Consider the following 22,924-nt stretch of genomic DNA (forward strand, 5'->3'; position numbering starts at 1 on the left):
ATCACTCGGTTAGATGAGTGTGGACACCAGAACGTCAGGGTTCGACGACCAGCCCGCGCTGAGCATGGTCAAGGTGCCGTGCGACCCCGCACAGGTCATCGTCAACCACGCCAGCTTCCGCGTGCGGCTCGCACCGAGCCCGAGCGCGCGTTCCAAGCCCGCGAAGGCCCCCGGCCGCGCACCCGTTCTGGGTGGCGCCGTGGTGGCCGCCGCCGGGGCCACCCGCCGCCGGGCCCCCGTGGTCTGGAGCGGCAAGTCCGACGCCGGCGACGCCGCCGCCATGGGCGGCCTGCTCCAGGCCGTCCGCGAGGCCGGCCGCGGACACGACGAGTACGACGGCGGCACCACCCAGGTCATCCCCCGCGTCGACCTGGCCCACGACCTCGCCGAGGACACCCTCGCCACGCCGACCGTCATCGGCCAGCGCAGCTACGGGGACCCCTCCGAGACCCGCCCCCTGGCCGCCGTACGCGACCTGCCGTACCAGCAGGAGCCGCCCGGCTCCGGGCCCGGCTCCGGCCCCGGGACCGACTCCCGCCGGGCCGGCCCCGACACCCGCGGGCAGGCCTCCTACTACCCCGGCCGCCGGATGAACCTCGGCGTCGTGCTGCTCCCGCTGCGCGTCTTCCTCGGCTTCATCTCCATCTACGCCGGCATGGGCAAGCTGTGCGACCCCGTCTACTTCGACGGCGGCGAACGCGGCTCCATGGTCACCTGGCTGCACACGCTGAACCCCTGGGCCCTCGCCGAGCCGCTGCGCGACTTCGCCCTCGCCCACCCGGTCGGCGCGGGCCTGAGCGTGGCCTTCCTCCAGGTCATCGTCGGCGTGCTGACGGTCTTCGGCCTGTGGCAGCGGTTCGCCGCCTGCTTCGGGGCCCTGCTGTCGGCCGCACTGCTGATGACGGTGAGCTGGAAGACCGTCCCGGCCTACGACGCGCCCGACATCATCTACCTCGCCGCCTGGAGCCCGCTGATCATCGCCGGCGCCCCCGTCTACTCCCTCGACGGGCGCCTCGCCGGCGAGGCCTGGCGGACCCTCGGCCCGCGCTCCGAGATCTGGCGGCTGCGGCGGCGCGTCCTGCGCCGCGGGGCCGTCATGGCCACCGTCGTGTGCGGGCTCACCCTGCTCGTCGGCTCGCTCCTCGGTGGCGCCGTCCGCTCCTCCACCGTCGTCACCGTCCCCGGGCCGGGCGAAGCCCCCAGCAACTACCTGCCCGGCCGGCCCCTGCCGCAGGCACCGGCCACTCAGCAGCCCGTACAGCAGCAGCCCACGAAGGCGCCGACCAAGTCCGCCTCGCCCTCGGCCAGCGCGACCGAGCCCGCCGCCAAGTCCGGGAAGACCGCGTCCGGCACCCCCTCCAAGGGGACCTCGGGGACCCGCTCCGAGTCGCCCGCCGCGACGCGAGGCACCACCGGCAAGCAGCAGACGCCGCGCAGCACCCCCCGCCAGTCCTCCTCGCCCAAGCAGCCCTCCTCCTCCGCGGGGAGCAGCACGGGCGGCGGGGCTCCGGCCGCGAAGCAGCCGGGCCTGATCGGCGGGCTCATCGGCTGACACCGGCACGGACGAACCGGGGCCCGGCACGCGTGAGCGTGCCGGGCCCCGGTACGTGTGCCGGGGGCGCGAAGCCGCGTACGTACGGGCGGTAAGGGCGGTACGGGCCGTGCGGGCCGTGTGGGCAGTACGGGCCGTGTGGGGCCGTGCGGGCACCGGTCGGCCCGTGAAGGGCCTCAGGCGCCCTTCTGCGCCGCCAACTCCCGTGCGGCCTCGGTGAGGTCCTTCGCGGTGTCGATCGCCCGCCAGTAGGCCCCCTGCGGCAGCGGGAAGCCCGCGAGGCGCCGCTCACGGGCCAGGCGCGGGAACGTCGTGCGCTCGTGGTCCCCCAAGTCCGGGAGCAGCGCGGCGAATTCGGGGCTGAAGACGTACACGCCGGCGTTGACCGGATAGGGCGACGGCGGGGCCTCGATGAAGTCCAGCACCTGCCCGAACTCGTTGGTCTCCACGACCCCCCAAGGGATCCGCGGGCGCGCCAGCGCGAGCGTGGCCACCGCGTCGCGCTCCGCGTGGAAGGCGGCCATCTCGCGGAGCGAGAACCGGGTCCACACGTCGCCGTTGGTCGCGTACCAGGCCCCGTCGGGATCCGGGAGGTGCCGGGCGGCGTACTTGAGACCGCCGCCGCGCCCCAGCGGCTCCTCCTCGACGACCGTGGTCACGCGCAGCGGCAACCGGGCGCCGGCGAGCCACTCCTGGAGCACCCCGGCCAGGTGCCCGCAGGAGACGACGGCGTCCGTGACCCCTTCGGAGGCCAGCCAGGCCAGCTGGTGCCCGATGATCGGCACCCCCGTCCCCGGGATCTCGACCATCGGCTTCGGGCGGTCGTCCGTGTACGGACGCAGCCGCGACCCCTGGCCGCCCGCCAGGACGACGGCCTGGGTGGGGGCGGCGGGGAACGCGGCTGCGGAGGGAGCGGATCGGTGGTCGTCGGTCATGACGGCCAGCGTAGGGAGGTGGCGCGCGTCAGCCCATGGAGGCGACGCCGGAGGCGTACGAGGTGTCGCAGACGGGCCGGGCGAACGACTGGGCCTTCGTCGGGCCGTACGCGTCCACGGCGGCCCGCCCCACCGCCCGCGCGATCCCCACGCAGTGCTCGGCGAGCGACGGCCGCCGGTCAACCTCCTGCTGGAGGTGGGTGAGGACGTCGTCCGGTCGCCCGCCCTGCTGCAGCTCGCCGACGAGCTGATCGCGCAGCACCTCGTGCGCGGCACGCGGCTTCGCGGGGACGGAGACGTCCTCGGCGGCAGCGGTCAGGACCTGCGAGGACGAAGTGTCCGCCCAGGGGACCATGGTGACCGCGAGGGTCCCGGACAGGACCAGGACGACGGGCAGGACCAGGGCGAGGGAACGGCCGATACGGCGGGCAGTGTGGGTCACGAGGGCGAGAGTAGCGCTCGGTGAAGATTTGGCGACATTTAGTCACTCTGTCGGGGGATGGTTCGACGTGGTTTTTCGAATTGGGGGTTGACGGTTGGGGCCGAATGGCCCGGTCTGCCGGGGTTGCGGCCGCGGTCCCGGACGGGCGGCAGGCGGGCGGTGGACGGGCGGTGGACGGGCAACGGACGCCGGAGGGGCGCCCCTTGACGGGACGCCCCTCCAACGACTGCTAAACCTGCGGGCACTTCTAGTCGGACAGTCGCTCGCCGGAGGAGGTCGAGAAGACGTGGATCTCGTCGGCGCGCGGCACCACGTGGAGGGTGGAGCCCTTCTCCGGGACCCGGCGGCCGCCCACGCGGACCACGAGGTCCTGCGAGCCGCCGGCGGAGGTCGTGGACCCGTAGACGTAGCCGTCGGCGCCGAGCTCCTCGACGACGTTCACGACGATGGTCAGGCCGCCGGTCTCGGCGACGTCGAAGTGCTCCGGGCGGACGCCGACCGTGACGGTGCGGTCGCCCGCGTCGGCCGCCGCGGACAGCGCCTCGCGGGACACCGGGACGACGCTGTCGCCGAACTTCACGCCGCCGTCGGTGATCGGGACCTCGACCAGGTTCATGGCCGGCGAGCCGATGAAGCCGGCGACGAAGAGGTTCGCGGGGCGGTCGTACATGTTGCGCGGGGTGTCGACCTGCTGGAGCAGCCCGTCCTTCAGGACGGCCACGCGGTCGCCCATCGTCATGGCCTCGACCTGGTCGTGGGTGACGTAGACCGTGGTGATGCCGAGGTCGCGCTGGAGCGCCGCGATCTGCGTGCGGGTGGAGACGCGGAGCTTGGCGTCGAGGTTCGACAGCGGCTCGTCCATGAGGAACACCTGCGGCTTGCGCACGATGGCGCGGCCCATGGCGACGCGCTGGCGCTGCCCGCCGGAGAGCGCCTTCGGCTTCCGGTCGAGGTACTGGGTGAGGTCGAGCATCTTCGCCGCGTCCTCCACCTTCTTGCGGATGGTGGCCTTGTCCTCACCGGCGATCTTGAGCGCGAAGCCCATGTTGTCGGCGACGGTCATGTGCGGGTAGAGCGCGTAGTTCTGGAACACCATCGCGATGTCCCGGTCCTTGGGCGGCAGGTGCGTGACGTCGCGGTCGCCGATGCGGATGGCGCCGCCGTTGACGTCCTCCAGGCCGGCCAGCATGCGCAGCGAGGTGGACTTGCCGCAGCCGGACGGGCCGACGAGGACCAGGAACTCGCCGTCCTGGATCTCCAGCTCGAGCTGGTCGACGGCGGGCTTGTCGCCGCCGGGGTACAGCCGGGTCGCCTTGTCGAAAGTGACAGAAGCCATGGTGATGAATCCCTTCTACCGGCAGGAACGTGCCGGACGATCCGAGTGGAAGGAAGAATGGGTCTAGTCCACTAGGTGGACTTCCGCTCGACGCTACCCGCCCGGGCGGCTCCTGTCAGCACTGCACGGACGTGACATCGAAGTCTGTGCGATCTGTCAGACCCCCCTGCTTGGATGACGTGCATGAACGCCACGCATCCTCCCCGCCACGTGCACGAACTGATCACGGTGCTCCCCGACGTCCCGGTCCTGCGGGACCGCTGCCGGGCGCTGGCGGCCCTGGACGTCGTGATGGGCCGCCGGGGCGGCAGCTACTTCGACTACGACCCCGCATGGGGGCCGGGTGTCGAGGCCGCGCTGATGACCAACGGTGCCGGCGACGAGTACGCGATCCTCTTCACGCCCGACGGGGTCTTCGGCCGGGGCTTCGACCACGAGTCCTGGATGAGTCCTTACGCGAACGACGACATGGCCCTGTGGCCCGGACTCGTGGACACCCTGCCGGAGGTCTTCCGGCCGCTGCTCGCGGAGCCGGCCTTCTGCGACGACGACGTGCCGGTGGCCACCGTGGTGTTCTGGCGGGAGGACTCCGACACCGCGTGGCGGGCCGGGCCGGTGGAGATCCCCGAGGGCGACGGCGACGGCACGGGCTTCCTCTTCCGGGTCCTGGCGGCCGGCACTCCGGAGGCGTACGTGGACTTCGCGCAGGGCTACTACGAGCGCGACGTGGACCTCGAAGCGGTCCGCCACGTGTTCGCCCTGCGCCCCCTCACGGAGGCGGTGGTCAAGGCCCTGAACCCGCGGGCGGAACCGTCCGCCGTGGTGGAGACCGCGGAGGGGGCCGGATATCCGGCCCGGGGCTGAGCGGGGCGGCCTGCGCCAGAACGGAACGCCGGTCCGCCCGCGGAACGCGCGTGTCGGCACCCACTCGGGCGGGTTCAATGCGATGGCCCGGGGAATCGCGTGCTGTGTAGAGTGATGGCGGCTTCGCACGCAGTACACGCGGGCACGCCGTGCCTCCTTAGCTCAGTCCGGCCAGAGCAACGCACTTGTAATGCGTAGGTCGTCGGTTCGAATCCGACAGGGGGCCCCACCGGAACCCCGGCTCAGGTCCCTGAGCCGGGGTTTTCGCGTTCCCGCCGGGCCGTGGTCAGTGGCGGCCCGAGATGCGGTCGGCCAGGCGGGCCAGGGGGGTGGTCGTCGGGCGGTGGGTGGCGGTCTCGTGGCGGTCCGCCTCGCGGTAGGCGGCGTAGAGGGCCTGGACGCCGAGCCAGCGGAAGGGTTCCGGCTCCCAGCGGCGGACGCGGTGGTCGACCCAGGGCAGGGCGGTCAGTTCGGTGGGTTCGCCGAGGACCAGATCGCGCAGGGTGCGGGCCGCGAGGTTGGCGGTGGCGACGCCCGAGCCCACGTAGCCGCCCGCCCAGCCCAGGCCCGAGGCCCGGTCCAGGGTGACGGTGGCGCACCAGTCGCGGGGCACGCCGAGCACGCCCGACCAGGCATGGGCGATCTCGGTACCCGCGAGTTGCGGGAAGAAGGAGGTCAGGAGGGTGGTCAGGGCGGAGACGGTGGCCGGCTGGGTGCGGCCGTCGTTGTCGGTGCGGGAACCGAAGCGGTACGGGACCCCGCGCCCGCCGATCGCGATGCGGTCGTCGGCGGTGCGCTGGGCGTACATGTACGCGTGGGCCATGTCGCCGAGGAGCGTGCTGTCCGACCAGCCCAGCCGGGACCAGGTCTCGGCGGGGAGCGGGGCCGTCACGATCATCGAGGAGTTCATGGGGAGCCACGAGCGCTTCTGGCCCTTGAGGGCGGCGGTGAACCCCTCGGTGCAGCGCAGTACGTAGGGGGCGCGGACCGTGCCGTACGGGGTGACGGCCCGGCGCGGGGCGATCTCGGTGACGGGCGTGGACTCGTGGATGACCACCCCGAGGGCTTCGACGGCGGCGGCCAGGCCCTTGACCAGCTTCAGGGGGTGGATGCGGGCGCCGTGGGGGCTCCAACTGGAGCCGACGGCGTCGGCGATGTCGATGCGGGCGCGGGTGGCGGGGGCGTCGTGGAGCTCGCGGTCGGTCTCGCCGAAGGCGACCTCGTGGGCGTGGAAGGCCTTCAGGCGGCTGAGTTGGGCGGGGGTGCGGGCGACTTCGAGGACGCCGCCGCGGTGGATGTCGGCGTCGATGCCTTCCTTGGCGGCGACGTCGATGACCTCGGTGACGGTCTGGTTCATGGCCTGCTGGAGGCGGCGGGCGGCCGGCCGGCCGTGGAGGGCGGCGTATCGGTCGCGGCCGGCGATGCCGTTGTAGAGCCAGCCGCCGTTGCGGCCGGAGGCGCCGTAGCCGCAGAACTTCTGTTCCAGGACGGTGATGTGGAGGTCGGGGGCGGCGCGCTTGAGGTAGTAGGCGGTCCACAGGCCGGTGTAGCCGCCGCCGACGATGACGACGTCGGCCGTGGTGTCGGTGGTGAGGGGGGCGCGGGGCGGGGTGGCCGGGGTGCCGCTCCGCTCGGACGCGTACCAGAAGGAAATACCGCCGTTGATCGTCATGGGGGAGTTGGTACACCTCGTTCCGGAAGGGTGTCCAGGGACGGGGTGTCGTGGTTCGGGGGCGTAGGGGTGGCCGAATGCCCGATGCGGGTGGGGTGGCGGGGGCGTATCGGAAGGCGGCGGCCGGTTGCCCTGCGGGCGGCCCGGCGGTGTACGGCGCGCCCGGATCCCCACCGGGCTCCGCCCGGGCCTGCGCCTCAATCGCCGGCGAGGCTGAACGGGCGGGTCCGCGTCTCGATCGTTGGTGGGGCTGAAAGGGCGGGCTTGGGGAGAGCTGTAGGTGGATGGGTTGGGGTGTCGGAGCGCTGCCGTGGGGTGGGGACACGTGGGAGGGTCCCCGCAGGACGAGCGCCCAACCCAGGTCGTCTGGCAGGACCGCGGCCGTCTGGCGCGAGCCGAGGAGATCCTGGTGCGGGGCACCGCCCCACCCTTTGAAGCCCCGCCGGCGATTGAGGCGAACCACCTCGGCAGAAGGATCCGCGCCACCGAACCGACCGCCGGGCCGCCGGCTACGGTCGTCGCATGGTGGAGATTCCGGACGGGTTGATCGAGGCGCAGGTCAGGTTCAACGGGGACGCGGGGCGGGAGTTCATCGCCGCGCTGCCCGCGCGGGCGGCGCGGTTCCTGGACCAGTGGGGGCTGCGGCGGACCGGGCCGGTGATGCACGGGGTGACGGCGCTGGTGTTGCCGGTGGAGCGGGCCGACGGGAGCGGGGCCGTGCTGAAGCTGGTGTCGGTGGACGAGGAGAGCGCGGGGGAGCCGGTCGCGCTGCGCGCGTGGGCCGGGCAGGGGTGCGTACGGCTGCTGGAACACGACGTGGACACCGGGACCCTGCTGCTGGAGCGGTTGGACGAGGGGCGGGATCTGGCGGCGCTCGCGCGGGAGGACGCGCGGCAGGCGGTCGTGGTGGTCGGGGAGTTGCTGGCACGGCTGACGGCGGTGCCGGCTCCGGCCGGGTTGCGCGGGCTCGGTGAGATGGCCGCCGGGATGTTGGCGGAGGTGCCGCGGGCGCTGGGGCAGCTGGTGGAGGCGCGGGACCGGCGGGTGCTGAAGGACTGCGCGGCGGCGGTGGCGGAGGTCGTGGGGGAGCCGGGGGACCGGCTGCTGCACTGGGACCTGCACTACGAGAACGTGCTGGCGGCCGGCCGGGAGCCGTGGCTGGCGATCGACCCGAAGCCCTTGGCGGGAGATCCGGGTTTCGATCTGATGCCGGCGATCATCAACAACTTCCGGGCCGGGGACGTGCGGTGGCGGTTCGACCTGCTGACGGAGGTGGCGGGGCTGGAGCGGGAGCGGGCGCTGGCCTGGACGCTGGGGCGGGTGCTCCAGAACTGCCTGTGGGACGTGGAGGACGGGGAAGAGCGCCTGGACGAGGACCAGTTGACGGTCGCCGAGGTGCTCATGGAGCGGTGACGGGGCTCAGCCCTAGGCTGCGGGCATGATCCGTAGCGCTGAAGTCGACGACGTGCCCGCCATCCACGCGATGATCCGCGAGCTCGCGGAGTACGAGAAGGTGCCGCACGAGGCGCGGGCCACCGAGGAGCAGCTGCGGGAGGCGCTGTTCGGGGCGCGCCCGGCGGTGTTCGCGCACATCGCGGAGACGGAGGACGGGGAGGCCGTCGGCTTCGCGATGTGGTTCCTGTCCTTCTCGACGTGGCGCGGGGTGCACGGGATCTACCTGGAGGACCTGTACGTGCGGCCGGGCGTGCGCGGCGGCGGCCACGGCAAGGCACTGCTGCGGGAATTGGCACGGACCTGTGTGGAGCGGGGGTACGAGCGGCTGGAGTGGTCCGTCCTGAAGTGGAACGCGCCGACGATCGCCTTCTACGAGGCCCTGGGCGCGCGGCCGCAGGAGGAGTGGTCGGTGTACCGGTTGACGGACGGGGCGCTGGCGGAGCTGGGGGACCCGAGGGCCTCGTAGTGGCGGGGCGGGGCGGGGCGGGTCAGGGTTCCAGGACTACCTTGCCGGTGGTGGCGCGGGTTTCCAGGTCGTGGTGGGCGGTGGCGGCTTCGGCGAGCGGGTAGCGGGTCAGGGCGGGGCGCAGGCGGCCTGCGGCGGCTTCGGCGAGGGCGCGGGTTTCCAGGACGCGCAGGGGGTCGGGGGCGCCGACGCGTTGGAGCATGGCGGGGCCGAGGACGCCCCGGGTGGTGATGGCGCGGGCGTCGAGGTCGGCGCGTTCGGCGTCGGTGAGGTGCAGGGGACCGCCGGACCAGCCGAAGACGAGGTGCCGGGCGCCGGGGGCGAGGAGGCCGAGGGCGGTGCGGGCGGTTTCGCCGCCGACGGAGTCGAAGAGGACGGTGGCGCCGTCGGGGTGGTGGGCGCGTACGGCGTCGGCCCAGCCGGGGTCGGTGTAGTCGAGGGCGAGGTGGGCGCCGTTCGCTGCGGCGCGGGCGGTTTTGTCGGGGCCGCCGGCGAGGGCGATGACGGTGGCGCCGGCGTTGACCGCGTACTGGACGAGGAGCGTGCCGATGCCGCCGGCGGCGGCGGGGATCAGGGCGACCGAGTCCGGGCCGAGGTCGGCGAACTGCAGGATCCCGAGGGTGGTGCGGCCGGTGCCGATCATGGCGACGGCTTCGGCGGGGTCGAGGCCGGCCGGTACGGGGTGCAGGCGGTCGGCGTCGGCGACGGCGTACTGGGCGTAGCCGCCGGGGGCGAAGCCGAGGTGGACGACGACGGTGCGGCCGAGCCAGGCGGGGTCGGTGCCGGGGCCGAGGGCGTCGACGGTGCCGGCGACCTCGCGGCCGGGGATGGTCGGGAGCTCGGGGAGCGGGGCGGGCGGGCCCTGGATGCCCTGGCGGAGGCTGGTGTCGAGGAGGTGGACGCCGGCGGCGGCGACCGCGATGCGGACCTGGCCGGGTGCGGGGACGGGGGCGTCGGTGTGCTCGTAGGAGAGGTTTTCGGCGGGGCCGAAGGCGTGGAGGCGGATGGCTCGCATGGTGGGCATGACGATCACGGTGCTACCTCGAGCGGGGTTGAGGTCAAGGGCGGCCGTTGTCAGTGGGGTGCTTCACGATGGGGGCATGGCACGCAAAGGGCAGCAGGAGACGGTCAAGGCGGCGCGACGGCCGGAGCTGAGGTTGCCCGAGCTGACGGTGTGGGAGGGGCGCGGGCTGGAGCCGGACGGGGACTACGACGGGCTGGAGTTCGTGGATCTCGACCTGGCGGGGCAGGAGGGGATCGGGGCCCGGTTCATGGACTGCGCGGTGCGACGGTGTGCGCTGGACGAGGCGGGGCTGGCGAAGGCGCGGATCCTGGATTCGGTGCTGGAGGGGGTCCGGGGGGTGGGGACGGACCTGTCGGGGGCTTCGCTGCGGGACGTGGAGGTGGTGGACGCGCGACTGGGCGGGGTGCAGTTGCACGGGGCGGTGCTGGAGCGGGTGGTGGTCCGCGGGGGCAAGATCGACTACCTGAACCTGCGGAAGGCGCGGCTCAAGGACGTGGTCTTCGAGGGGTGCGTGCTGGTGGAGCCGGACTTCGCGGGAGCGGTGCTGGAGCGGGTGGAGTTCCGGGACTGTGCCCTGCGGGGGGTGGATTTCAGCGGGGTGCGGATGGCGGACGTGGACCTGCGGGAGGCGTCCGTGCTGGAGATCGCGCGGGGGGTGGATTCGCTGACCGGGGCGGTGATCAGCCCGGCGCAGCTGTTCGACCTGGCCCCGGCGCTTGCTTCCCAGCTGGGGGTGCGGGTCGTTTCGTAGCCTGCGGCGCCGTTGCCGGGGCGCTGCCCCGGACCCCGCGCCTCAAACGCCGGCGGGGCTGAAAGGTCGGGGCTCCGCCCCGGACCCCGTGCCTGGGGGGCCGGTGGGGCTGGAATCGTGTGTCGGGCGGCTGCGGCGAATGGCCGAGCGTTCGGATGCCTCGACGGGCGGTGTGTCGGGTGAGCTGCCTAACGTCGCAGGTAGACACATCGGTGCGCGAGGCCCGTGGAGGTGGCATGCCCCGTCGGAGCCGCTGGATGGCAGGTGTCTGCGCCAGTACGGTCGCCGTCGGCCTGCTCGTGGTGGGGGGCTTCTTCGGGAGTCCGCCGTCGCGGGAAGGGGCCGGGGGCAGCGCGGGGACGGAGGGCGCCGAGGCCGCCGGGGTCGCCGTGGGCGCCTATCTCCACTACGACTCGCCCGGCGTCGAGCGGATGGAGGAACTTTCGCGCTGGCTGGGCGGTACCGAGCTGCGCGCCGGGCACACCTATCTGCCCGGCGACACCTGGCAGAACATCGAGGGGGAACCGGATTTCCTGCATACCTGGGCACGGTGGCGCAAGGAGAAGGCCGATCGGCTGTTCGTCCTGAACGTGCCCATGCAGGCACACAACGAGGCCCGTGTTGCCGACGACCGGGTCGCCGAGCTGATCCGCACCGGCGCGCGAGGTGCGAACGACCACCACTTCCAGCGGCTGGCGAGGCGTCTGGTCGACCTCGGGGTGCCGGACACGGTGATCGTGCTCGGCTGGGAGATGAACGGCTTCGACTACACCCACCGGTGCAGTCCCGATCCGGAGAACTGGAAGACGTACTGGCGGCGCATCGTGGCCGCCATGCGGTCGGTGGAGGGCCAGCGGTTCCGTTTCGACTACGCCCCCAACCGCGGGAGGGACGCGGTCGCCTGGACCAGCTGTTATCCCGGCGACGACGTGGTCGACATCGTCGGCATGGACTCCTACGACCAGGAGCCCGGCCGGACCTTCGACGAGCAGGTCACCCAGCCCTACGGACTCCAGCAGCAGGTCGACTTCGCGAAGGCGCACGGCAAGCGGATCTCGTACCCCGAATGGGGGCTGTTCCGGCACGGCGACAATCCCGAGTACGTGCGGGGCATGCTGGCCTGGTTCGCCGAGCACCAGCCGCTCTACCAGAGCATCACCGACTACTGCCCGCACGGCGTGTGGCAGTGCGGGCAGAACCCGCGCTCCACGCAGGTGTTCCGGGAGTTCCTGTCCGCCGGGCCGATCGGGCCGACCGGGCCGATCGGTCCGACGGGGGCGATCGGTCCGACGGGATCGACGAAGGGCTCGCCGCGGCCCTGACCGCCCCGGAGAGCGGGCCCGCGGGAGCCGGTCTACGCCGGGACGCGGGGGAAGCGGGCCTGGAGGGTCCAGATGGCCGGGTTGTCGGCGAGGCCGTCGTGCATGTCGATCAGGTCGGCGATGAGGTCGTGCAGGAAGTCGCGCGCCTCGCGGCGCAGCAGGCGGTGGCTGAAGGTCAGCGGGGCTTCCTCGGCCGGCATCCAGTCGGCCTCGACGTCGACCCAGCCGAAGCGGCGCTCGAAGAGCATCCGGTCCGAGGACTCGGTGAAGTCGAGTTCGGCGAACTGCCGGTTGGCGGAGCGGTTGCCGCGGGGGTCCTTGTCGAGCTGCTCGACGATGTCGCACAGGGCCCAGGCGAAGTCCAGTACGGGCACCCATCCCCAGGCTGTGGACACTTCCCGGTCCTTGTCGGTGTCGGCGAGGTAGACGTCCCCGCAGAACAGGTCGTGCCGCAGGGCGTGGACGTCCGCGGAGCGGTAGTCGGTCTGCGGGGGGTCCGGGAAGCGCCGGGAGAGGGAGTAGCCGATGTCGAGCACGTAGCTGATGGTGTCACGGGTGCCGGGGGCGTTCACCTCCGGTGCCGGGGGCGTTCGCCTCCGGTGTCAGGGCAGGAGGCGCTGTTCCTTGGCCACGGAGACCGCGCCGGCGCGGGTGTCGACGCCGAGTTTGTCGTAGATGCGGCCCAGGTGGGTCTTGACGGTGGCCTCGCTGATGAACAGGGCGCGGGCGATGTCGCGGTTGCCCAGGCCCCGGGCCAGCTGGCCGAGGATGTCGAGTTCGCGGTCGGTCAGGGTGGGGCGGGTGCCGCGCATGTGGGCCATGACCCGGCTGGCCACCGGTGCGGACAGGGTGGTGCGGCCCTGGGCCGCGGAGTGGATCGCGGCGAAGAGTTCCTCCGGGCGCTCGGCCTTGAGGAGGTAGCCGGTGGCGCCGGCGCCGATCGCGCGGGTGATGTCCGCGTCGGTGTCGTAGGTGGTGAGGACCAGTACGTGCGGGGGCCGGGGGAGCGCCGTGATCCGGCGGGTCGCCTCGACGCCGTCGATGCCCTCGCCCAGCTGGAGGTCCATCAGGACCACGTCGGGGTGGAGCTTCGCGGCGAGGGCGACGGCCTCCTCGCCGCTGCCCGCCTCGCCGAGGACCTCGATGTCGGGCTCGCTGCCGAGCAGGGCCAGGAGTCCGGCGCGGACCACCACGTGGTCGTCGCAGAGGAGGATCGTGGTCATGGGGCCGGCTCCAGGGGGATGGCCGCGGAGAGGACGGTGCCCTCGCCCGGCGCGGATTCGATCGTCAGGGTGCCGCCGAGCTGGCGGACGCGGGCCCGCATGGCCGGGAGGCCGTGCCCGCGGTCGGCGGAGCGGGTGCCGGCGCGGGTGCCGGTACCGGTACCGGCACCGGTGCGGGGCTCCGTGAAGCCGTGGCCGTCGTCGGCGATGTCCAGGACGACCTGGTCGCCCAGGAAGCTCAGGGTGAGGGCGGCCGTACGGGCACCGGAGTGCTCGCGGACGTTGGCCAGCGCGCCCTGGGCTATGCGCAGCAGGGCGGACTGGACGCGGTCCGGGAGCGGTGTCGGGGTGCCCTCGAGGTGGAACCGGACCTCGATGTCCGGGCCGGCGTCGAGGGAGCGCAGGGCTTCGGCGAGGCCGGCGCCGTCGGCGAGCTCGCGCGGGGCCAGGTCGTGCACGAGCCGGCGGGCTTCGGCGAGGCCGTGGGCGGCGATGCCGGTGGCGGTACGGACGTGCGCGCGGGCGGTGGCCGGGTCGGTGTCCCAGGTGCGGTCCGCGGCCTGGAGCAGCATCTGCTGGCTGGACAGGTTCTGGGCGAGGGTGTCGTGGATCTCCATGGACAGCCGTTGCCGTTCGGCGAGGGTGCCTTCGCGGCGTTCGGTGGCGGCCAGCTCGCGGCGGGTGCGGATCAAGTCGTCGATGAGGGTGCGCTGGGCCCGGGCCTGGCGTTCCATGTGGACGAAGACGGCGGTGGCGAGGGCGGCGACGGCGGGCGGGGCCAGGAGGAGGTTGGGGTCGAAGGACTTGGCCAGCTGGAGCTGGGCGATCACCACGAAGCCGGTGAGGAGGGCCACGAGGACGATGGCGGCGCGCGGCGGGAGGGTGCGCAGGGCGGTGAAGAACAGCGGTACGGCGCACCAGGCGAAGCTCGGCGCGAGGACGACCAGAACCATCCAGGTGGTGACGACCAGGCCGAGCCACAGCAGCCGCCGGGTGGTGGGGGCGGCGCCGAGGGCGGGGCCGAGTACGTAGAGCAGGGCCAGGGTGATGCTGAGGGCGAGGATCCACGGGGTGCGGGGTTCGCCGGGGTGGCGGAGGAGGAAGCGGACCAGGGAGGCGCCGAGGAGGAGGAAGAACGTGGTGTGGGCGACCGTGGTCAGCGTGCGGGTGTCCGGCTTGCTGGCGGGGTGGCTCACCGGGTTGCTCCTGGTTTGCGAGGGGTGCGTTCATTGTCGCCTGCGGCGCCGCTCCGGGGCTCCGCCCCGCACCCCGCGCCTCAAACGCCGGCGGGGCTGGAGGAGCGGCGGGGCTGGAGGGGGCCGTGAACAGGAAATACCTCGCCGGAGGCGAGCCGCATCGACCGATCGGATGACCCCGGGGTCAGCCGGTCCGGTGGGCGGGGCGAGCCGGTACGGGGACGGGGTGCGCGGGGTTCCGGGCCGAGGCTTGGAGCAGTGAAGGAGCCGGTCCGACCGGCCCGGAGCGACCCGATGCCGACCCCGTGCCCCCGTGCCACCGTTCTCAGGAGCAGAGATGAACACCCGCACCCGCGTTCTCACCGGTACCGCCCTCGCCGTCGCCCTGGGCGCCGGAGCCTTCGGTGCCGTGAGCGCCAGCGCGACCCCCGCCTCCGACGTCGCCTCTGCGTCCGTCGACGCGGTCTCCTCGAAGAAGGACGGGCCGGCCGACAAGAACTTCACCACGACGACGCACCTCACCGTCGACGCCGCGACCCGCGCCGCCCAGGCCGCGCTGAAGGCCGCCGAGTCCGAGAACCAGAAGGTGACGGTCGCGGTCGTCGACCGCAACGGCAACACCATCGTCACCCTGCGCGGCGACGGCGCCGGTCCGCAGTCCTACGAGTCGGCGCAGCGCAAGGCCTTCACCGCCGTGTCCTGGAACGCCCCGACCTCGGTGCTCGTGGGCCGCCTCGCCCAGACCCCGAACCTGAAGGACATCCCCGGCACCCTCTTCCTCGGTGGCGGCACCCCGGTCCAGGCGAACGGCGCGCCCGTCGCCGGTGTCGGCGTGGCCGGTGCCCCGAGCGGTGACCTGGACGAGAAGTTCGCCAAGGCGGGCGTGGACGCGCTCGGCAAGTAACCCGCGGAGCGCCGACGCCTAGGATCGAGTGCGTGGAACTCCGTGCTCTCTCCCGCCTCGCCGCTCCTGCCGTCGCCGCCCTGCTCGCCCTCACCACGGGGTGTACGGGGGAGACGGTGCAGGGGCGGCCGGGTGCGTCGGGGCTGCGTGATCCGTACTTCCCCCGGGCCGGGAACGGTGGCTACCAGGTCGACCACTACGCGCTGGACCTGGACTACGACCCCGCCGACGGGCAGCTGCACGGTACGGCCGTGATCACGGCCCGCGCCGAGCAGGCGCTCAGCTCCTTCAACCTGGATCTCAGCGGCCTGGACGTCGAGGGCGTGACCGTCCAGGGCGAGGGGGCCCGGTACAACCGGACCGGCACCGAGCTGACCGTGCGCCCCGCCGAGGACCTGAAGAAGGGCGAGGTCTTCCGTACGGAGGTCGACTACAGCGGGAAGCCGAAGGCCCTCGCGGATCCGGACGGCGCCAAGGAGGGCTGGATCACCACGGAGGACGGCGCGGTCGCCGTCGGCGAGCCGGTCGGTTCGATGACCTGGTTCCCCGGCAACCACCATCCCAGCGACAAGGCCGCGTACGACATCACCCTCACCGTTCCGCGCGGCTACGAGGCGGTGTCGAACGGCGAGTTGCGCTCCCGCACCGAGGACGCGGACGGGCGGACCGCCTTCGCCTGGCACAGTCCGGAGCCGATGGCGAGCTATCTGGCGACCGCCGCCGTCGGGCGGTACCGGGTGACGACCGGGCGGACGCCCTCGGGGATCGGCCTCTACAGCGCCGTCGCGCCCGGGGAGGAGGCCGCGAACACCGGTCCGCTCGTGCGGCTGCCGGAGATGGTGGAGTGGAGCGGCGGCCGGTTCGGCCCGTACCCCTTCGCCACGGCGGGTGCGATCGTGGTGCCCGCCGGGACCCTCGCCTACGCGCTGGAGACGCAGGGCCGGCCCGTCTACTCCGGCGCGCCCAAGGACGATGAGCTCGTCGTGCACGAGCTCGCGCACCAGTGGTTCGGCAATTCGGTGTCGCCGAAGTCCTGGAAGGACATCTGGCTCAACGAGGGTTTCGCGACCTACGCCGAGTGGCTGTGGGCCGAGGACCACGGCGGGCCCACGGCGCAGCAGCACTTCGAGGCGTTCCTGGCCGGGGACACGGACGTGGACGAGGACGCCGGTATCGACTGGGACGCCTTCCCGCCGGCCTCCCCGCCCGGGCCCGAGGAGATCACCGCGGCTCCGGTGTACTACCGCGGCGCGATGGTCCTGCACCGGATCCGCCAGGAAGTGGGCGACGAGAAGTTCTTCGCCCTGGTGCGCGGCTGGGCCACCGACCACCGCCACGGGAACGCGAACACGTCCGAGTTCACCGCCTACGCCGAGAAGAAGACGGGGCAGGACCTGAAGGAGGTCTGGGACGTGTGGCTGTACGGGAAGGACCGGCCGAAGTAGCGGCCTACGCGGCCGAAGTGGCCCAAGTCCCCCAACTCCCCCAAGTGGCCCAAGCCCCCTGAGTGGCCCAAGTGGCCCAAGTGGCGACCCGGTCCGCTACGGGGCTTCGAGCGGCTTGCGCAGCACGGTGCAGTTGCGGCCCAGCTCGCGGTCCTTGGCCTTGCGCAGGGTGACGTACCCCTGGGACTCCCAGAAGGCGAGGGCCTCGGGGTTGTTGTCCAGTACGGCGATGCGGACGCCCGCGCGGCCGGCGGCGCGGAAGCGGTCCTCGACCAAGGTGGCCACGGTGCGGCCGTACCCCTCGCGGTGCGCGGTGGCGTCGATGAGCAGCAGGCCGATCCACGGGTCCGGGTCGTCGTCGGCGGGTGCCTGCGCGAGGGTGGCGGCCAGCCCGACGAGGCGTCCGGCGGAGCGGGCGAGGAGCACCTCGGCGCTGTCGTGGGCGAGTTCGCCGGCGAGCGCGGCGGCGACCTGTTCGACCGTGATGCGGTCCGGGTCGGGGAAGTCTCCGCTGAGTTCGAAGAACGCGTGGTTCGTCGAGTAGAGGGTGGCGATCTCGGCGAGTACCGGGCCGGGAAGGGCGCCGTCGATGGGGACGAGCGGGTGCAGGATCACCTGTCGAACGGTAGCGAAGCCCCCTCCCCGGACGGCCGGGAGGGGGCTTCACCAGCGCTGGTGTCCGGCGGGTGCCGGACCGTGCGGTCTTAGACGTTGACGCCGAAGTCCTGCGCGATGCCGGTGAGGCCGGAGGCGTAACCCTGGCCGACGGCGCGGAACTTCCACTCGGCGCCGTTGCGGTAGAGCTCGCCGAAGACCATGGCGGTCTCGGTCGCCGCGTCCTCGGAGAGGTCGTAGCGGGCGATCTCGGCGCCGCCGGCCTGGTTCACGACGCGGATGTACGCGTTGCGGACCTGGCCGAAGTTCTGGCTGCGGGCCTCGGCGTCGTAGATGGAGACAGGGAAGACGATCTTGTCCACGTCGGCCGGGAGGCCGGCGAGGTTGACGTTGATGGCCTCGTCGTCGCCCGCGCCCTCGCCGGTGCGGTTGTCACCGGTGTGGACGATGGTCTGGTCCGGGGTGGACTTGTTGTTGAAGAAGACGAAGTGGCCGTCGGAGACGACCTTGCCCGTCGGGTTGACCGCGATGGCCGAGGCGTCGAGGTCGAAGTCGACACCGGTGGTCGTACGGACGTCCCAGCCGAGGCCGACCGTGACGGCAGCGAGGCCCGGGGCCTCCTTCGAGAGCGAGACGTTGCCGCCCTTGGACAGGCTGACAGCCATGGGATTGTCCCTTTCCTCATCCAACATGCACGTACAGGCGGTCAAACTACCGCTGCCCCCTATAACGCGACGAGAGGCCGGTCGGGTTCCCGTCGTGAATTGTCCGTGACGGGGAATCTCCGTGAGCCGAATGCGGACGCCGGTAAATACGGGTGACGGCGGCCGCGCCGGGGGCGGATCATAGGGGCATGCCTGGTCCTTATGTCATCCGCGGTTCCGTCGTGCTTCCCGAGGGGGAGCTCGCCTGGCGGTTCTCGCGTTCCTCGGGGCCGGGCGGTCAGCACGTGAACACCTCGGACTCGCGCGTGGAGCTGCTGTTCGACCTGGCGGCCACCAAGGCGCTGCCCGAGGTGTGGAAGGAGCGGGCGCTGGAGCGGCTCGCGGCGAAGCTGGTGGACGGCGTGGTGACCGTACGGGCCTCCGAGCACCGCTCGCAGCTGCGCAACCGGGAGATGGCGCTGGTCCGGCTGGCCTCGCTGCTGGCCGAGGCGACGGCGCCGCCGCCGAAGCAGCGCCGGGCGACGAAGATCCCGCGCGGGATCAATGAGCGCCGGCTGCGGGAGAAGAAGGCGCGGGCCGAGACCAAGCGCGGCCGCACGGGCCGGGACTGGTAGCCCCGCCCGTGCCCGTCTTACGAGCCCAGGTGCCGGTAGCGCCCGCGGAAGTAGGTCAGCGGCTGCCCGTCCGGGGACGGCAGGCCGGCCGTCAGGACCCGGCCGACGACCAGGACGTGGTCGCCCGCCTCGACGCGGTTCTCCGTACGGCATTCAAGGGTGGCCAGGGCGCCGTTCAGCAGTGGTGCGCCGGAGGCCTCGCCGCGTACGTACGGCAGGTCGGCGAAGAGCAGCCGGTCGCTGATGCGGCCCTTCATCGAGAAGCGGCCCGCCACCTGGAGCTGGTGGTCGGCGAGGACCGACACCGCCCACAGGGGCTGTTCCGCCAGCAGGTCGTCCATCCGGGAGCCCTCGCGCAGGCTCACCAGGACCAGCGGCGGGTCCAGGGACACGGACATGAAGGCGGTCGCCGTCATGCCGACGTCCTCCCCGCGCGGGCCGTCCGCCGTCAGCGGGGGCTCGTGCGCGGTGATCAGGCACACGCCGGCCGCCAACCGGGACATCGCGGCCCGGAACTCGTCATTGCTCACTCCCTCAGCATGGGGGGTTCCGTGGGACGGGGCGGGTACGGGGGTCGTCTTCAGCACGCTGAAACGCTAATCTCGCCCTTCCGCGCCGCACATCGGGCCCTGGTCCGAGTCGCGCCCCCGCCCCTTGGCCTAGGCCCGGGCGTATCGTTTGCTCTCGAGAATGTGGGGGAGCGCTCCCAGTCAGTGCACGGGCCCGGTGCGCACCGATATTCACCTGATGTGACTTGAGTCACAGAGGGCAAGATTTGTTGACCCTGTGTACCTGCCGCACAGCTCACTGTGATTCAGTGGACGGGACACCGCAACGAAACGCCGATGACAAACCTGGAGTTGCTGTCGAGGTCTCGGGGAGAGCGAGCAATGGAGACCGAGTCGGAGCCGTACGTCCGTCTTGCGACCCTGCGGCAGCTGCATCGGGTGGTGGCCGAGCTCAATACGGCCCGGAGCCTGGCGGACACCCTGCAGACCGTCGTGGACGGCATCGTCGTGGGGCTCGGCTACGAACTCGCCTGTGTCAACCTCGTTCGCCCGGACGGTGATCTCGTCGTCGCCGCCTTCGCCGGCGATCCTGCTGCGGAGGCCCTCATCACCGGCCGCGTCGGCTCCCGCGCCTCCTGGGAGCGCCGCCTGACCATGGGTGAGAACTGGGACGGGCTCAGGTTCATCCCGCACACCGAGGGCTGGGTCCTCATGGAGGACGACGTCCCCCAATGGCACACCGACGGCCCCGATCCGCGGTTCGAGGACGAGTGGCACCCCGAGGACCGGCTCTACGCGCCCATGTACGCGTCCGGCGGGGAACTTCTGGGTGTCATTTCGGTGGACAGGCCGCGCAACGGCCGCCGGCCCGGCGCCTGGGGCCGCGAAGCGCTCCAGATGTACGCCTTCCAGGCGGCGATTGCGATCAGCAATGCCAGGCTCCGGGCGAACATGCAGCGCGCCCTGGTCCGGCTGGAGCGCGAGCAGCAGGCGCTGCGGGCCAGCGAAGAGTCGTTCCGCCAGGCCTTCGAGTACGCACCCAGCGGGATGGCGATCGCCGAGATGGGCGGGGACCAGCACGGCCGGCTGCTGCGGACCAACGACGCGCTCTGCCGGCTGCTCGGTCGGCCCGCCTCCGTCCTGCGCCGCTACTCCTTCTCCGACCTGGTCCATCCCGAGGACATCGGCACCTTGCTGCGCACCTCCGCCGAGGGCGGCCGCGCCGAGCTGCGGCTGGGGCGCCGCGACGGTACGTACGTATGGGTCTCGCTGCGGAACTCGGTCGTCGCCGACGCCGCCGACGGGCCCCGGTTCCTGCTCACGCACGTCGAGGACATCGAGGAGCGCAAGCGGCACGAGCTCCAGCTCGCCCACCGCGCCAGCCACGACTCGCTGACCGGCCTGCCCAACAGCGCCGAGCTGCGGGCCCGGCTCGGTGCCCGGCTGTGCCGTAGGCCACAGTCCGTACGGGCCAGCGCGATCGAGGCGCTGGACGCGGCCTTCGAGGGGCGCGACGGATACGACGGGCACGCCGCGCACGGGGGTCATGCGGCGCACGCGGGGCACGACGGGCACCCGGTGGGGGCGGAGGCGGGTGGTGCCGGTGAGCACGGGTTTCATGCCGACGGCCCCGACCGGTTCACGGGGGCCGACCCCTTCGAATTCCCCGGGGCGCCGCCCGCCCCGTCGGACGGTCCGTACGACCACCACGTGCACACGGTGGCGCCCGCGACCGACATCGACGACGGGACGAAGGGGCTCGCGGTCCTCTTCTGCGACCTGGACGGCTTCAAGTCGATCAACGACCGGTTTGGTCACCACACGGGCGACGCGGTCCTGATCGAGGTGGCCCGGCGGCTGACGACCGGCGTCAGGGACGGTGACACCGTCGCTCGGCTGGGTGGTGACGAATTCGTCGTCCTGGCCGACGGCCTGGGCGCCGCCGACGCCGCCGACCTCGCCGTCCGGCTGCGCAACGCGATCATCCCGCCGATCCGGGTGGACGGCCGTGCGGTGCGGGTCGGGGCCAGTTTCGGCATCGGCTGGGCCAGCTGCGGGATGTCCGCCGACGAGGTGCTGCGCTCCGCCGATCAGCGGATGTACATCGAGAAGAGGTCCCGGTCGAAGGCCCATCGCAGGGCCGGCTGACGCGGTCTGCCGCTCGTGGGCGCACCTGTTCGGGGTAGGCTCCCGGGGGTCGAAAGGAGTGACCTGCGATGACGACGCCCGCGAACAACGGCCCGCACGGTGGGGCGAACAAGCCCGAGGACGACGATCCGTTCGGCTACCTCTACGAGGACGGCCAGGCGGCCGGAGCCACCCCGCCCACGTCGGGCGGTGGATACGGGTACCCCGGAGCGTCGGCGGGCGGTCACCCCGGTCCCCAGCCCGGCGTCCCCCGCACCTCGCACCACCAGGTGCGTACGGTCGGCGAGCGCAGGAACGGCGGCCAGCGCGGACCCGTCCCGCAGCAGAGCCCGGGCTACCAGGCCCAGTACCAGGCCCCCGAAGCGCTCCAGGCGGGCGGCTACGGCGTTCCGCAGCAGGCGCACGCCCCGCAGCACCAGACCCAGACGACTCCGCACCCGGGTGGTCACGGCGGTGGTGGCTCCAGCCGGCGCGGCCTGCTGATCGCGGCCGTCGCGGTGGTCGCCGTGGTCGTGATCGGCATCGTCGCCGCCCTGCAGTTCGGTGACAAGGACAAGGACAAGGGCGAGGGACAACCCACCGCGAACGACGGTCAGCAGTCGGCGGCCCCCCAGAACCCGGCCAGCCCCGCCCCGAGCAGCCCGAAGCCCTCGCAGGCCCCGCTGCCCAAGGGCGAGGCGGCCGGTGCGGGCATGGTGCTGACCGGCGGTGCGCGGCTGGAGAGCACGGTGCCCGGTTCGAAGAGCTCGGGCGGCCAGTACGTCTCCGGCTTCAACCAGGTCGGTGCTGCGCTCACCTGGACGGTGGACGTGCCGGAGGCGGGCGAATACACGCTGTTCGTCAACTACGGCGTTCCCGGCAAGCCCGGCAAGGCGACCCTCACGGTCAACGGGCAGAGCCCGAACCAGTCGCTGAACCTGGACAACTTCGCCAAGGCGGCGGACGGCGCCTGGGACAAGGGCTGGACGCGCACGTTCGCGTTCATCAACCTCAAGAAGGGCACGAACGCGATGAAGATCTCGTGCGAGGCCGGCAACCAGTGCGACGTCGTCTTCGACCAGCTGGAGCTGGCTTCGGGCCACGTCAGGCGCTGACCACGCCGACGGCGCTGACCGCACTGACGGACGCCCCCGGAACGCACCAGGTTCTGCCGCGCACGCGCGGCAGAGCCTGGTTCCGTTTGTGCGCGGGCCCGCTAGCCGCAGTGCACCCAGCCGGTGGTCTCCCGGTGGGTCTTCTCGAGGTAGCTGGAGTTCTCGGTCAGCCAGGAACCCGTGATGAAGCCGGTGAGCTTGACGCACGCGCCGGCGGCGGAGACGAAGACCGGGCCCGCGTACTGGGTGTAGGCGCGCTGGCCGTCGCTGTCGGACCTGCCGTTGCTGGCGTCGATGGAGATGCCCATGCCGTCGGTGACCCCGAACTTGGAGTCGCGGCGCAGGATCGCGCAGTTCTTGCCGGTGGACTTGTTGTAGTACAGGTACATCACGCCGGCGCCGGTGGCGCCGCGGTCGTCACCGAGCGGGTAGGCGTCCTGCTGGTAGTAGCCCGCGCCGCAGGAGCCCCCCGAGACCGTCTGGGCCTGGGGGGACGGCGGCCAGGGTGGAGACGGCCACTACGCCGGTGGTGATGGCGAGTGCCCTGCGGGAAATTCGGTTCATGTGCCTCTACCTGGCATTTTCGTAGATCAACAGCGTCCGCGATCGGGGTCGACGGAATCATGATCACAGTTGGCTGAAAAGGTGGCTTTGCGCCGCGGAGGGGTCGTCAAAAGTGTTGCCTGCGCGAC

The 22,924-nt window shown here is 72.3% G+C and carries 23 protein-coding genes and 1 tRNA gene; 12 read left to right on the top strand and 12 right to left on the bottom strand.

Annotated elements, in window-relative coordinates; translation table 11 throughout:
- Positions 1-13: 13 nt before the first annotated feature.
- Positions 14-1,552, top strand: a complete 1,539-nt coding sequence (locus OG386_RS24310) for a DoxX family protein (protein ID WP_328789864.1) — start codon at positions 14-16, stop codon at positions 1,550-1,552.
- A gap of 176 nt (positions 1,553-1,728) precedes the next feature.
- Here OG386_RS24310 and OG386_RS24315 read toward each other — a convergent pair whose 3' ends face one another.
- The 3 genes from OG386_RS24315 to OG386_RS24325 form a co-directional block, all read right to left on the bottom strand.
- A complete protein-coding gene (locus OG386_RS24315; RefSeq protein WP_328789865.1) occupies positions 1,729-2,487 on the bottom strand; it encodes a nucleotidyltransferase family protein in 759 nt (252 codons plus the stop codon).
- Positions 2,488-2,515: 28 nt separating this feature from the next.
- Entirely contained in the window at positions 2,516-2,929 is a 414-nt protein-coding gene (locus tag OG386_RS24320; protein WP_266595048.1) for a hypothetical protein, read from the bottom strand.
- 247 nt (positions 2,930-3,176) lie between these two features.
- Positions 3,177-4,265 carry an ABC transporter ATP-binding protein gene (locus OG386_RS24325; protein ID WP_328789866.1) on the bottom strand — a complete coding sequence of 363 codons (1,089 nt, stop codon included), beginning with the start codon at positions 4,263-4,265 and terminating at the stop codon, positions 3,177-3,179.
- A gap of 183 nt (positions 4,266-4,448) precedes the next feature.
- On the opposite strand from OG386_RS24325, the gene OG386_RS24330 reads away from it, so the two are divergent.
- A complete protein-coding gene (locus tag OG386_RS24330) occupies positions 4,449-5,129 on the top strand; it encodes a hypothetical protein (RefSeq protein WP_328789867.1) in 681 nt (226 codons plus the stop codon).
- Between the two features lie 151 nt (positions 5,130-5,280).
- Positions 5,281-5,358 (top strand) — tRNA-Thr (locus OG386_RS24335).
- A gap of 57 nt (positions 5,359-5,415) precedes the next feature.
- Here the strand turns inward: OG386_RS24335 and OG386_RS24340 are convergent.
- The gene (locus tag OG386_RS24340; protein WP_328789868.1) at positions 5,416-6,801 is read right to left on the bottom strand and encodes an NAD(P)/FAD-dependent oxidoreductase; all 1,386 of its coding nucleotides are present in this window, start codon (positions 6,799-6,801) and stop codon (positions 5,416-5,418) included.
- A 522-nt stretch (positions 6,802-7,323) separates the two neighbouring features.
- Between OG386_RS24340 and OG386_RS24345 the strand changes: the two genes are divergently transcribed.
- Complete coding sequence (locus OG386_RS24345; protein ID WP_328789869.1) at positions 7,324-8,214, top strand: aminoglycoside phosphotransferase family protein; 891 nt, start codon at positions 7,324-7,326, stop codon at positions 8,212-8,214.
- A gap of 25 nt (positions 8,215-8,239) precedes the next feature.
- Positions 8,240-8,722, top strand: a complete 483-nt coding sequence (locus OG386_RS24350) for a GNAT family N-acetyltransferase (RefSeq protein WP_328789870.1) — start codon at positions 8,240-8,242, stop codon at positions 8,720-8,722.
- A gap of 22 nt (positions 8,723-8,744) precedes the next feature.
- Here OG386_RS24350 and OG386_RS24355 read toward each other — a convergent pair whose 3' ends face one another.
- Entirely contained in the window at positions 8,745-9,737 is a 993-nt protein-coding gene (locus tag OG386_RS24355) for a zinc-binding dehydrogenase (protein WP_328793336.1), read from the bottom strand.
- An 85-nt stretch (positions 9,738-9,822) separates the two neighbouring features.
- Here OG386_RS24355 and OG386_RS24360 point away from each other — a divergent pair, with 85 nt between their 5' ends.
- The gene (locus OG386_RS24360; protein ID WP_328789871.1) at positions 9,823-10,497 is read left to right on the top strand and encodes a pentapeptide repeat-containing protein; all 675 of its coding nucleotides are present in this window, start codon (positions 9,823-9,825) and stop codon (positions 10,495-10,497) included.
- Between the two features lie 236 nt (positions 10,498-10,733).
- Complete coding sequence (locus OG386_RS24365) at positions 10,734-11,819, top strand: glycoside hydrolase family 26 protein (protein WP_328789872.1); 1,086 nt, start codon at positions 10,734-10,736, stop codon at positions 11,817-11,819.
- A 32-nt stretch (positions 11,820-11,851) separates the two neighbouring features.
- On the opposite strand, the gene OG386_RS24370 is transcribed toward OG386_RS24365, so the two are convergent.
- The 3 genes from OG386_RS24370 to OG386_RS24380 form a co-directional block, all read right to left on the bottom strand.
- Entirely contained in the window at positions 11,852-12,355 is a 504-nt protein-coding gene (locus tag OG386_RS24370) for a hypothetical protein (protein WP_328793337.1), read from the bottom strand.
- Positions 12,356-12,421: 66 nt separating this feature from the next.
- Entirely contained in the window at positions 12,422-13,042 is a 621-nt protein-coding gene (locus OG386_RS24375; RefSeq protein ID WP_030009243.1) for a response regulator, read from the bottom strand.
- Positions 13,039-14,238 carry a sensor histidine kinase gene (locus OG386_RS24380; protein ID WP_328789873.1) on the bottom strand — a complete coding sequence of 400 codons (1,200 nt, stop codon included), beginning with the start codon at positions 14,236-14,238 and terminating at the stop codon, positions 13,039-13,041. The genes OG386_RS24375 and OG386_RS24380 overlap by 4 nt, the downstream gene beginning before the upstream one ends.
- Before the next feature lie 337 nt (positions 14,239-14,575).
- Here OG386_RS24380 and OG386_RS24385 point away from each other — a divergent pair, with 337 nt between their 5' ends.
- Both OG386_RS24385 and OG386_RS24390 read left to right on the top strand, forming a co-directional pair.
- The gene (locus tag OG386_RS24385; RefSeq protein WP_328789874.1) at positions 14,576-15,142 is read left to right on the top strand and encodes a GlcG/HbpS family heme-binding protein; all 567 of its coding nucleotides are present in this window, start codon (positions 14,576-14,578) and stop codon (positions 15,140-15,142) included.
- Between the two features lie 32 nt (positions 15,143-15,174).
- On the top strand, positions 15,175-16,587 hold the full coding sequence (locus OG386_RS24390; RefSeq protein ID WP_328789875.1) for a M1 family metallopeptidase: 1,413 nt from the start codon (positions 15,175-15,177) through the stop codon (positions 16,585-16,587).
- 96 nt (positions 16,588-16,683) lie between these two features.
- Here OG386_RS24390 and OG386_RS24395 read toward each other — a convergent pair whose 3' ends face one another.
- The gene (locus OG386_RS24395) at positions 16,684-17,202 is read right to left on the bottom strand and encodes a GNAT family N-acetyltransferase (protein ID WP_328789876.1); all 519 of its coding nucleotides are present in this window, start codon (positions 17,200-17,202) and stop codon (positions 16,684-16,686) included.
- A gap of 89 nt (positions 17,203-17,291) precedes the next feature.
- Entirely contained in the window at positions 17,292-17,867 is a 576-nt protein-coding gene (locus OG386_RS24400; RefSeq protein WP_030009238.1) for a TerD family protein, read from the bottom strand.
- Positions 17,868-18,055: 188 nt separating this feature from the next.
- On the opposite strand from OG386_RS24400, the gene arfB reads away from it, so the two are divergent.
- On the top strand, positions 18,056-18,481 hold the full coding sequence (gene arfB, locus OG386_RS24405) for an alternative ribosome rescue aminoacyl-tRNA hydrolase ArfB (protein WP_189734979.1): 426 nt from the start codon (positions 18,056-18,058) through the stop codon (positions 18,479-18,481).
- A gap of 17 nt (positions 18,482-18,498) precedes the next feature.
- Here the strand turns inward: arfB and OG386_RS24410 are convergent, their stop codons facing one another.
- On the bottom strand, positions 18,499-19,068 hold the full coding sequence (locus OG386_RS24410; RefSeq protein WP_327384630.1) for a flavin reductase family protein: 570 nt from the start codon (positions 19,066-19,068) through the stop codon (positions 18,499-18,501).
- Between the two features lie 303 nt (positions 19,069-19,371).
- Here OG386_RS24410 and cdgB point away from each other — a divergent pair, with 303 nt between their 5' ends.
- On the top strand, positions 19,372-21,138 hold the full coding sequence (gene cdgB, locus OG386_RS24415) for a diguanylate cyclase CdgB (protein WP_328789877.1): 1,767 nt from the start codon (positions 19,372-19,374) through the stop codon (positions 21,136-21,138).
- Between the two features lie 68 nt (positions 21,139-21,206).
- Positions 21,207-22,232: a CBM35 domain-containing protein gene (locus tag OG386_RS24420; protein ID WP_328789878.1), complete on the top strand. Its 1,026-nt coding sequence runs from the start codon at positions 21,207-21,209 to the stop codon at positions 22,230-22,232.
- 101 nt (positions 22,233-22,333) lie between these two features.
- Here OG386_RS24420 and OG386_RS24425 read toward each other — a convergent pair whose 3' ends face one another.
- Positions 22,334-22,624: a hypothetical protein gene (locus OG386_RS24425; protein ID WP_328789879.1), complete on the bottom strand. Its 291-nt coding sequence runs from the start codon at positions 22,622-22,624 to the stop codon at positions 22,334-22,336.
- Between the last annotated feature and the right edge of the window lie 300 nt (positions 22,625-22,924).

It is taken from the genome of Streptomyces sp. NBC_00273, from assembly GCF_036178145.1.
Taxonomy (GTDB): domain Bacteria; phylum Actinomycetota; class Actinomycetes; order Streptomycetales; family Streptomycetaceae; genus Streptomyces.

Excerpts from the sequence above, each read along its gene's own strand:
- OG386_RS24420 (WP_328789878.1), top strand. The coding sequence starts at position 21,207 with ATGACGACGCCCGCGAACAACGGCCCGCACGGTGGGGCGAACAAGCCC.
- OG386_RS24315 (WP_328789865.1), bottom strand. The coding sequence starts at position 2,487 with ATGACCGACGACCACCGATCCGCTCCCTCCGCAGCCGCGTTCCCCGCC.
- OG386_RS24345 (WP_328789869.1), top strand. The coding sequence starts at position 7,324 with ATGGTGGAGATTCCGGACGGGTTGATCGAGGCGCAGGTCAGGTTCAAC.
- OG386_RS24385 (WP_328789874.1), top strand. The coding sequence starts at position 14,576 with ATGAACACCCGCACCCGCGTTCTCACCGGTACCGCCCTCGCCGTCGCC.
- OG386_RS24355 (WP_328793336.1), bottom strand. The coding sequence starts at position 9,737 with ATGCGAGCCATCCGCCTCCACGCCTTCGGCCCCGCCGAAAACCTCTCC.
- OG386_RS24325 (WP_328789866.1), bottom strand. The coding sequence starts at position 4,265 with ATGGCTTCTGTCACTTTCGACAAGGCGACCCGGCTGTACCCCGGCGGC.
- OG386_RS24360 (WP_328789871.1), top strand. The coding sequence starts at position 9,823 with ATGGCACGCAAAGGGCAGCAGGAGACGGTCAAGGCGGCGCGACGGCCG.
- OG386_RS24365 (WP_328789872.1), top strand. The coding sequence starts at position 10,734 with ATGCCCCGTCGGAGCCGCTGGATGGCAGGTGTCTGCGCCAGTACGGTC.
- OG386_RS24400 (WP_030009238.1), bottom strand. The coding sequence starts at position 17,867 with ATGGCTGTCAGCCTGTCCAAGGGCGGCAACGTCTCGCTCTCGAAGGAG.
- cdgB (WP_328789877.1), top strand. The coding sequence starts at position 19,372 with ATGGAGACCGAGTCGGAGCCGTACGTCCGTCTTGCGACCCTGCGGCAG.
- OG386_RS24310 (WP_328789864.1), top strand. The coding sequence starts at position 14 with ATGAGTGTGGACACCAGAACGTCAGGGTTCGACGACCAGCCCGCGCTG.
- OG386_RS24350 (WP_328789870.1), top strand. The coding sequence starts at position 8,240 with ATGATCCGTAGCGCTGAAGTCGACGACGTGCCCGCCATCCACGCGATG.
- OG386_RS24330 (WP_328789867.1), top strand. The coding sequence starts at position 4,449 with ATGAACGCCACGCATCCTCCCCGCCACGTGCACGAACTGATCACGGTG.
- OG386_RS24340 (WP_328789868.1), bottom strand. The coding sequence starts at position 6,801 with ATGACGATCAACGGCGGTATTTCCTTCTGGTACGCGTCCGAGCGGAGC.
- OG386_RS24375 (WP_030009243.1), bottom strand. The coding sequence starts at position 13,042 with ATGACCACGATCCTCCTCTGCGACGACCACGTGGTGGTCCGCGCCGGA.
- arfB (WP_189734979.1), top strand. The coding sequence starts at position 18,056 with ATGCCTGGTCCTTATGTCATCCGCGGTTCCGTCGTGCTTCCCGAGGGG.